The sequence below is a fragment of the Pseudomonas sp. 1 genome, from assembly GCF_056626735.1.
The window spans coordinates 253,982-261,923 of sequence record NZ_JBWXMQ010000011.1; the positions used below are offsets into that span (position 1 = coordinate 253,982).

General features: G+C 62.4%; 6 protein-coding genes. 4 read left to right on the forward strand and 2 right to left on the reverse strand.

Going from position 1 to position 7,942, the window contains the following annotated elements:
* The first annotated feature begins 41 nt into the window (after nt 1–41).
* The gene (locus AC1MDC_RS18495) at nt 42–1,514 is read left to right on the forward strand and encodes an ATP-binding protein (protein WP_227235108.1); all 1,473 of its coding nucleotides are present in this window, start codon (nt 42–44) and stop codon (nt 1,512–1,514) included.
* Here AC1MDC_RS18495 and AC1MDC_RS18500 read toward each other — a convergent pair.
* Nucleotides 1,476–4,262, reverse strand: a complete 2,787-nt coding sequence (locus AC1MDC_RS18500) for an ATP-binding protein (protein ID WP_227235110.1) — start codon at nt 4,260–4,262, stop codon at nt 1,476–1,478. The two genes, AC1MDC_RS18495 and AC1MDC_RS18500, sit on opposite strands and share 39 nt — an antisense overlap.
* 333 nt (nt 4,263–4,595) lie before the next feature.
* On the opposite strand from AC1MDC_RS18500, the gene AC1MDC_RS18505 reads away from it, so the two are divergent.
* Nucleotides 4,596–5,165, forward strand: coding sequence for a flavodoxin family protein (locus AC1MDC_RS18505; RefSeq protein WP_085701208.1), 570 nt, complete (start codon nt 4,596–4,598; stop codon nt 5,163–5,165).
* A 7-nt stretch (nt 5,166–5,172) separates the two neighbouring features.
* Here the strand turns inward: AC1MDC_RS18505 and AC1MDC_RS18510 are convergent, their stop codons facing one another.
* Complete coding sequence (locus tag AC1MDC_RS18510) at nt 5,173–5,574, reverse strand: helix-turn-helix domain-containing protein (RefSeq protein ID WP_085701207.1); 402 nt, start codon at nt 5,572–5,574, stop codon at nt 5,173–5,175.
* 244 nt (nt 5,575–5,818) lie between these two features.
* Between AC1MDC_RS18510 and AC1MDC_RS18515 the strand changes: the two genes are divergently transcribed.
* Both AC1MDC_RS18515 and AC1MDC_RS18520 read left to right on the forward strand, forming a co-directional pair.
* Nucleotides 5,819–6,802: an MBL fold metallo-hydrolase gene (locus AC1MDC_RS18515; protein WP_480393464.1), complete on the forward strand. Its 984-nt coding sequence runs from the start codon at nt 5,819–5,821 to the stop codon at nt 6,800–6,802.
* Nucleotides 6,803–6,847: 45 nt separating this feature from the next.
* Nucleotides 6,848–7,771: a LysR family transcriptional regulator gene (locus AC1MDC_RS18520; RefSeq protein WP_085701205.1), complete on the forward strand. Its 924-nt coding sequence runs from the start codon at nt 6,848–6,850 to the stop codon at nt 7,769–7,771.
* The last annotated feature ends 171 nt before the right edge of the window (nt 7,772–7,942 follow it).

A 7,942-nucleotide genomic window follows, 5' to 3' on the forward strand; every position in this document is an offset into this window, starting at 1 on the left:
TGGTGGTTGTTCCGTCATCGAGGCCTGCGAAGATAACGGACATGAACAGCTTCAACGAATTGAACTCGGCGTCGGTCCTGCGTTTCGGGCCGTACGCGTTCCATTTGCGTCAACGGCTGATCCTCGAAGGGGATCGGCAATTGCGCATGGGCGGTCGTGCGCTGGACATTCTGCAGGTGCTGGTCGAGCGCGCCGGGCGGGTGGTCAGCAAAGAGCAGTTGATTGCTCTGGTGTGGCCGACCTCGGTGGTCGAGGAGATCAACCTGCGGGTGCACATCGCCGCGTTGCGCCGGGCCCTCGGCGACGGCGAGAACGGTCAACGCTACATCGTCAATGTGCCGCAATGCGGGTACAGCTTCGTGGCACCGGTGCAGGGCGACAGCGTTGCTCAGGTGGTTTTCGAAAGCCTGCAAGCGCCCCAGCACAACTTGCCCGCACGGCTGACACCGGTCACCGGGCGCGACTCACTGGTCGGCGGTCTGGTCCGGCAACTGCCGTTGTCCCGGCTCCTGACGGTGACGGGACCTGCCGGCGTCGGCAAAAGCACCGTGGCGCTGCGCGCAGCGGAATTGCTGCTGCAACATTTTCGTGACGGCGTTTGGCAGGTCGATCTCTCGCTGGTCGACGAAGATACTCCGCTCCTCGATTACCTGCTGAAAACCCTCGACATCGACTTCCCCACACTGGCCGCGCGCCACGCCTTGCTGGTGCTGGACAACTGCGAGCACCTGCACGAAGCCTGCCGGAGCCTGCTGGAAACGTTGCTCGACGTTTCCCCCCGTCTGTCGATTCTTGCCACCAGCCGCGAACCGTTGCGTCTCGGTCTGGAAGTATTGCAACCACTGCCGTCCCTGACCCTTCCCAAAGCCACGGCGCTTAACAGCGTCGATGAGGTCATGGGCTATTCGGCGGTGCAGCTGTTTGTCAGTCGTGCCCGTGCGCGTCAACACGGGTTCGGTCTGCGTGAGCAGGATCTGGAAACGGTGCGCGATATCTGTCGACGACTCGACGGCCTGCCGCTGGCGATCGAACTGGCAGCGGCGCAGATCGATGCGCTGGCGCTGGTCGGCCTTCAGACGCAACTGGATCAAGGTCTGCAAGTCCTGAGTCACGGTCGCCGCACCGCCGTGCCACGCCATCAGTCGATGAAGGCTGCGCTGGACTGGAGCTATCAGCGCTTGAGCGAGCAGGAAAAACGAGTGCTGCAAAGGTTATCGGTGTTCAAGATGGCATTCACCCTGGACGCCGCCATCGGCGTGATCAGTTGTGCCCAATTACCACCCTCGACGCTGGTGGCTGTGGTTGAACGGTTGGCGTCCAAGTCGCTGCTGACAATGGATCGATCCAGCGGAACACTGCGCTATCGAATGCTCAACACCACGCGCCGATACGCCCGCGAGCAACTCGAGCAGAGCGGCGAACTGAACGATGTCGAGCGTCGGCACGCGCGTTACCTTGGCCGCACACGGCCAGCCTCACGCAGCCGGCTGACCGCCCAATTCGTCGAGCAGTAAACGCACTTTGCGCAAATCGGGGGTGGCATAGCCTTCGGTGAAGCGCTGGTAGATCGGTGTCAGCAATTGGAGTGCTTCACGAAAACGCGACTGGCGCTGCCACAACCGAGCCAGCGACGTTGCGCTGCGCAGTTCCCAGGCCAGTGCGCCTTGTGCCCGGGCAATTTCAAGGGATTGCTGCAAGGCGCTTTCGACCGTGTGATGGCAGGGCGATTCAGCCGCCAGCAATCGCTCGGCGCGGGCCCGCAAAATCTCCGCAGTGCTCCAGCCGGCCGCTCCGCTTTGTGCTCGTTCGAGCAAGGCATCATCAACGAAAACCGGATCCAGCGTGACCATGATCTCCCTGACCAGACCGCTATCGGCGGGCGGGGTGGCGGGGGCCTTGTCGGCGTCGATCACCTGCGCGTAGTGCCGCGCCCAGGTGTAGAACAGCAGCACCGAATGCTTCTGCGCCTGTTCGAGCAGCAGTTGCAGCAGCGCGCGAGCGTTCTGTACGTCGCCGTTGTAATGGGCGATCAGGCACGAGGCGAGTGCCAGGGTGTAGCAGATCGAGGTGCCGTGGTTGATCTGCACCGCGATGTCCAGCGCCTGCCGCGCCGTGCGCCAGGCCTGCTCGGGAAAACCTTGCAGCCACAGCACCCGGGCGAGGACGGTCAGCGAGGCGACGCTCTGATCGTATTGCACGCCGAAACCGTGCGTGAAGCGGTTGAGGTGGCCGCTGTGGGCCATGCGCTGGATCACCTGTTCGGCGTGGATCCGCGCCTGATGCTGATCGCCGGCGTAATGCAGCGCGAGCACCCGCAAGCGGTGGGTACTCAAGGACAACTGCGCATCGCCGTGCACGCCGAGGCTTTCGAATTGCTCGCTCTGCTCCAGCGCCATCTGGTAATGCCCGCAACTGAGATTGACCGCCATGTGCCCCGATATGGCGCGCAATTGCCCGGCCATGTCGTCGTGCCGTTGCGCCAGCAGACGGGCGCTGACGAAGGCTTCGATGGTTTCCGGTGTGCCGCCCCAGGTGTGATAGCAGGCGCTGCCGAGGGCCAGTTTCAAGGCGATTTCCAGTCGCGGGCAGGGCTCGTCGGATGACGCCAGCAATGCGAGTGCCCGCCGCACGTGAACGCCGTATTCCTTTAGCAGAGACAACTCTTGCCACAACGGCGCCGAGGTCGCCGTCAGTCGAACGCCGAGAGGGCGCGAGCCTTCGTCATTCAGCGTCCAGTCCAGCGCCGCGCGCAGGTCTTCGAGGCTACGGGCGTAGCGCTCGATCCAGACTTCAGTCGCGGTGTTCTCCCAGTCGGCCTGGGCCTGGTGCATCAGCGCCAGGCTGCGTTCGGCATGGCGTTCGCGGGTTTCGCCGAGCTCGGCAGCCTGATCAAGTTTTTCCAGTGCATAGCGGCGGGTGGTGTCGAGCAGGCGATAGAACACCTCTTCATCACCGACCTCTACGGTGAGCAGCGACTTGGCCACCAGTTGCGTGATCGAGGCGAACACTTCGTTCGGCTCGATGTGCTGACCGACGATGACCGCCGCCGCAGATTCCAGCGTGAAGGCGCCACGGAACACACTCAATCGGCGCAGGCCGGTCTGTTCGCAGGCGTTGAGCAGATTGAAGCTCCAGTCCAGCGTAGCGCGCAGCGTTTCGTGCCTGCCGAGACGCGTCTGATTGCCTGCCGGCAACCGCCCCTGAAGTTGACTCAGCAAACCGTCCAGCCCAAGGCCCGCCACCTGCGCGGCAGCCAGTTCCAGTGCCAGCGGGATGCCATCCAGTCGGCGGCAGATTTCGATGATCGAGGGCAGATCAGCGTTGCCCGGCTCAAAGTGTTCGTGGGCCGCCATCGCCCGTTCGACGAACAGTTGCAGCGCAGAAAACCCCATCGCCTGATCACGTTCGAGCACCGCAATCGGCGGTGGACAATCAAGAGACTCCAGGCGCTGCACATACTCGCCCTCGGCTCGCAGGCTTTCGCGGCTGGTGGCCAGAATATGCACCTGCGGCGCGCCGCGCAGAATGCTTTCACTGAGCAATGCCACGGCATCGATCAAATGCTCGCAGTTGTCGATCACCAGCAGCATCTGCCGCTCTCGCAGACTGTTGATCAGGCATGCCATCGGTTCACTGTCGTGCAGCGAAAGATCCAACAGGGCGGCGAGGTGCGAGCAGATCGAAGCAGGGTCATCGAGCGGTGCCAGATCCAGCAGACGAATACCGTTGCGATAACGGCCGATCAGTTGCTCGGCGACGCGCAGGGCCACGGTAGTTTTGCCGATGCCACCGGGGCCGACCAGGGTGATGCAGCGCTGGCGCGGCAGTTGGGTGATCAGGCTGTCGACCACCGACTGGCGACCGATCATCCGCGTGCGACGCAGTGGCAGGTTATGCTGGCCGAGGTGGGTGGCGGCGGGGCGTTGTTCAATCGATTGCAGCACGACCGGCGCGACGAAACTGTAACCGCGTTGCGCAACGGTGATGATATAGCGCTGGCCGTTCTGACCGTCGCCGAGGGCCTTGCGCAGCGCGGCCATGTGCACTCGCAGATTGATGTCTTCCACCACACTGTCCGGCCATACCCCGGCGATCAGTTGCTGCTTGCTCACCACCTCGCCGGCGTTGGCCAGCAGGATCAGCAGAATGTCCATGGCACGCCGGCCCAGGCGCAAAGGCTGGTCGCCTTCAAGCACCAGCCGCTGGCCGGGGTGGATCCGATAGGGGCCGAAACCGATGGCCTGATTCGGGGAAAGACTCAACCGCTCACTCCTTCGACGTTTTTTTTGATCCTGATCCGTCGGGGTGAAGAATCCGTGACGGGCAGGGCGCAGAGCGACTCGAAGGTCACGCAAGCCGTCTGATCCGCAGTATCCGGGCATATTCCTCAGGATTTGCCGCCAGTGCAACTTGCGCGAGAGGCAGGCGTTCGGGCACCGCTCGGCATCCAGCGCCTTCACCACTGTATTTAAAGGGCAGAACCTGTGCCCGCTCAGCCGACAGCCGGGAAAAATTAACAACGATTAACTCGTCCGCGCCCGCGTCAGAGCCAAAACTCCGGGGCAATGGAATGCATACGTCCGGAGGACGCTGCGATGAGCAAAGTAGTGGTGGTCTATCACAGTGGCTACGGGCACACCCGCGTCATTGCGCAGGCAGTGGCCCAGGGGGTGGAGCGCCACGTGGGCAGCACCTGCCTGTTGCTGGCGGTGGAAGACGTCGAAACCCGCTGGGATGACCTGCACCGCGCCGACGCCATCATCTTCGGCGCGCCGACTTACATGGGCAGCGCCTCGGCCGCGTTCAAGCAATTCATGGAGGCCACGGCCTCGTTCTATCTCGCCCGGCCATGGCGCGACAAACTCGCGGCAGGCTTCACCAATTCCGGCAGCCTGTGCGGCGACAAACTCAATACCCTGCTGCAAATGGCGGTGTTCGCCGCCCAGCATTCAATGATCTGGGTCGGGCTCGATCTGCTGCCCGCGCGTGCGTGCGAAGGGGTGTTCGACGGCCAGTTGAATCGCCTCGGCAGCTCCCTCGGGGCGATGTCCCAATCCTCGGTCGAGCAACCGCCTGAACAAGCCCCTCCGCCGGAAGACCAGTTGACCGCCGCACACTTGGGCGAGCGGGTGGCACGCCTGGCTCAGCGCATGGCTCGGGACTGAAACCGCCTCAGCGGTTTTTCATGACCTGACACCGCCACGCAAACGGATTGATCCCTTCGCTGCGGGTGAAGATGTGGCAGAAGTGCGCCTGATCGCAGAATCCGCATTCCAGGCTGATCTGTGTAAGGCTGTGGTTGGTGTGCTGGATCAACAACTTGGCCCTGGCAATGCGCTGGGTACGGATCCAGTCTTGCGGCGAGTACCCGGTGCTGCACTTGAACGCCCGGGAAAAATGGCTGCGAGAGAGTGAGCAGGCGCTGGCCAGTTCGGTGACTTCGAGGCTGTCGCCCAGGCGTTCGAGTATCAGTTGTTTCACCAGCCGCTCCCGCTGCGGGCTGAGGCCGCCCGTACCGGTTCTGCGTGGTTCGATGGCAGGAGCGAGGGCGACGGTTTGTTGTGAATGAGCCATGGCCAGGGTCCGTGTCGGGGGGAATGCACTGTCAGGCTTTCCCTTGGTTCAAAAAACAACGTTGCGCAGAGGGTTTCATTGTTCGGCGAGGGGCGAGGGCTGACGAGTTAAACGTTGTTAATTACGCTGGCTGAACCTGAACTCAGCACACCGCTGCAAGTCCTCGCGGCGCAGGCCGGGCAGGATGGCAAGGACAGGCGGACCATTGGGGGCCGCAGTTTCGGGCTCGACCAAGGGGATACGCATGAAAGGATTGTTCAGCGCCGTGACTGGCCTGGCGCTTGCCGGTGTGATGAGCAGTGTCATGGCGCAAGCGCCACAGATCGGTACTCAGGCACCTGGTTATTTCCGTCTGGCACTGGGCGATTACGAAGTCACCGCGTTATTCGACGGCTACAACGATCTGTCGCCGAAACTGTTGCAGGGCCTGAGCCAGAGTCAGATCCGTGCATTGCTGGCCCGTCGCTCGATTGAAACGCCGGGTGTGCAGACCGCGTTCAATGCGTTTCTGGTCAATACCGGCAAGCAACTGATTCTGGTCGATACCGGCGCGGGCCAGTGCATCGGCGCCACCGCCGGCCAGCTCTCGGCAAACATGCAGGCCGCCGGATACAGGCCTGAACAGGTCGATGCGATTCTGCTGACCCATCTGCACCTGGATCACGTTTGTGGATTGGTCGACGGCCAGCAACAGCCGATCTTCGCCAACGCTACGGTCTACGCCGCCAAGGCTGAAGCCGATTACTGGCTTGATCCGCAGGCAATGGCCAAGGCGCCGGCCGGTGCCCGGGAGTTTTTCAAGATCGCCCAGGACTCCACTGCGCCTTACGTGGCGGCCGGGCGCTTCAAGACGTTCGCAGAGGGCCAGTCGCCTTTGCCGGGTGTGGTCGAAGCCACACTGGAAGCCGGGCACACGCCGGGCAGCACCACCTACCGCTTCACTTCGCAGAACCAGAGCATCGTGTTCATGGGCGATCTGGTGCATAACCTGGCGGTGCAGTTCGATCATCCCGAAGTGTCGATCAGTTTTGACGTCAACAATCAGCAAGCGATCAAAAGCCGTCATGCAGTGTTCAGCGCAGCGGCCGCCAGCAAAACCTGGGTGACGGCCGCGCATTTGCCGTTTCCGGGTATCGGCCACATCACGGCGGTCGACAAGCACTTCCAGTGGGTACCGGTTGAATACGGCCCCTACAAACGCGCGGCCAAAGTACCGCTGATCGAGTAAAGTGCCCACCTTTCACGTCAGGCTCAAACAAGGAAAACGTGCCCTATGAACCGTAATGATCTGCGCCGCGTCGACATGAACCTGCTGGTGATTTTCGAAGCACTGATGTTCGAAAAAAACCTGACCCGCGTTGCTGAAAAACTGTTCATGGGCCAGCCGGCGGTAAGCGCGGCGCTGGGCCGTTTGCGCGATCTGTTCGACGATCCACTGTTGCTGCGCAACGGTCGCGGCATGGAGCCGACGGCGCGGGCGCTGGCGATTCTTCGGGAGCTCCAACCGGCGATGGACGTGATTTCCGGCGCGGTCAGTCGGGCCAAGGAGTTCGATCCGGCCACCAGCTGCGACGTGTTCCGCATCGGCCTGTCGGATGACGCCGAATTCGGTCTGTTCCCGCCATTGCTGCGCCAGTTGCAGGAAGAGGCGCCGGGGATCGTGGTCGTGGTGCGCCGTGCCAACTATCTGCTGATGCCGACGTTGCTGGCCTCCGGGGAAATCTCCGTCGGCGTGAGTTACACCACCGATCTGCCGGCCAACGCCAAGCGCAAGAAACTGCGTGACATTCCGTGCAAGGTGCTGCGCGGCGACAACCGCCCGGGCCCGCTGACTCTGGATGAATACTGCGAGCGGCCTCATGCGATGGTGTCTTTCTCCGGCGACCTGAGCGGCAACATCGACGTGGACCTGGCCAAGGTCGGTCGCAGCCGTCGTGTGGTGCTCGGCGTGCCGCAATTCAGCGGTTTGCGCGCGCTGCTGGCCGGCACCGAGATGATCGCGACCGTGCCGGATTACGCGGCGTGTGCGTTGGTTGAGGGGTGTGCGTTGCGGGCTGAAGATCCACCGTTTCCGATTGATGCGGCGCAACTGTCGATGGCGTGGAGCGGGGTGCATGACAACGATCCGGCGGAGAAATGGCTGCGTTCGCGGATCAGTCAGTTCATGTCGGTGTCGCTGGATATTCCGGCGGTTTAGTTACTCGGATACAGGAAAACGGCCAGTGGGCCGTTTTTTTATCGGTGGCAAATAGGGGGACCGTTCGTCTTAAACCCGCCCGCACCTGTAATTTCTGACAGTAGCCAGCCTCGGTTCAGCGCCATTCAATACCTCCATCGCCCCGCCATTCGATCGGAGTTCGCGCCATGA

Coding starts and splice junctions, on each gene's coding strand:
- AC1MDC_RS18495 (WP_227235108.1), top strand. CDS start 42: ATGAACAGCTTCAACGAATTGAACTCGGCGTCGGTCCTGCGTTTCGGG.
- AC1MDC_RS18510 (WP_085701207.1), bottom strand. CDS start 5,574: ATGGCTCATTCACAACAAACCGTCGCCCTCGCTCCTGCCATCGAACCA.
- AC1MDC_RS18520 (WP_085701205.1), top strand. CDS start 6,848: ATGAACCGTAATGATCTGCGCCGCGTCGACATGAACCTGCTGGTGATT.
- AC1MDC_RS18515 (WP_480393464.1), top strand. CDS start 5,819: ATGAAAGGATTGTTCAGCGCCGTGACTGGCCTGGCGCTTGCCGGTGTG.
- AC1MDC_RS18505 (WP_085701208.1), top strand. CDS start 4,596: ATGAGCAAAGTAGTGGTGGTCTATCACAGTGGCTACGGGCACACCCGC.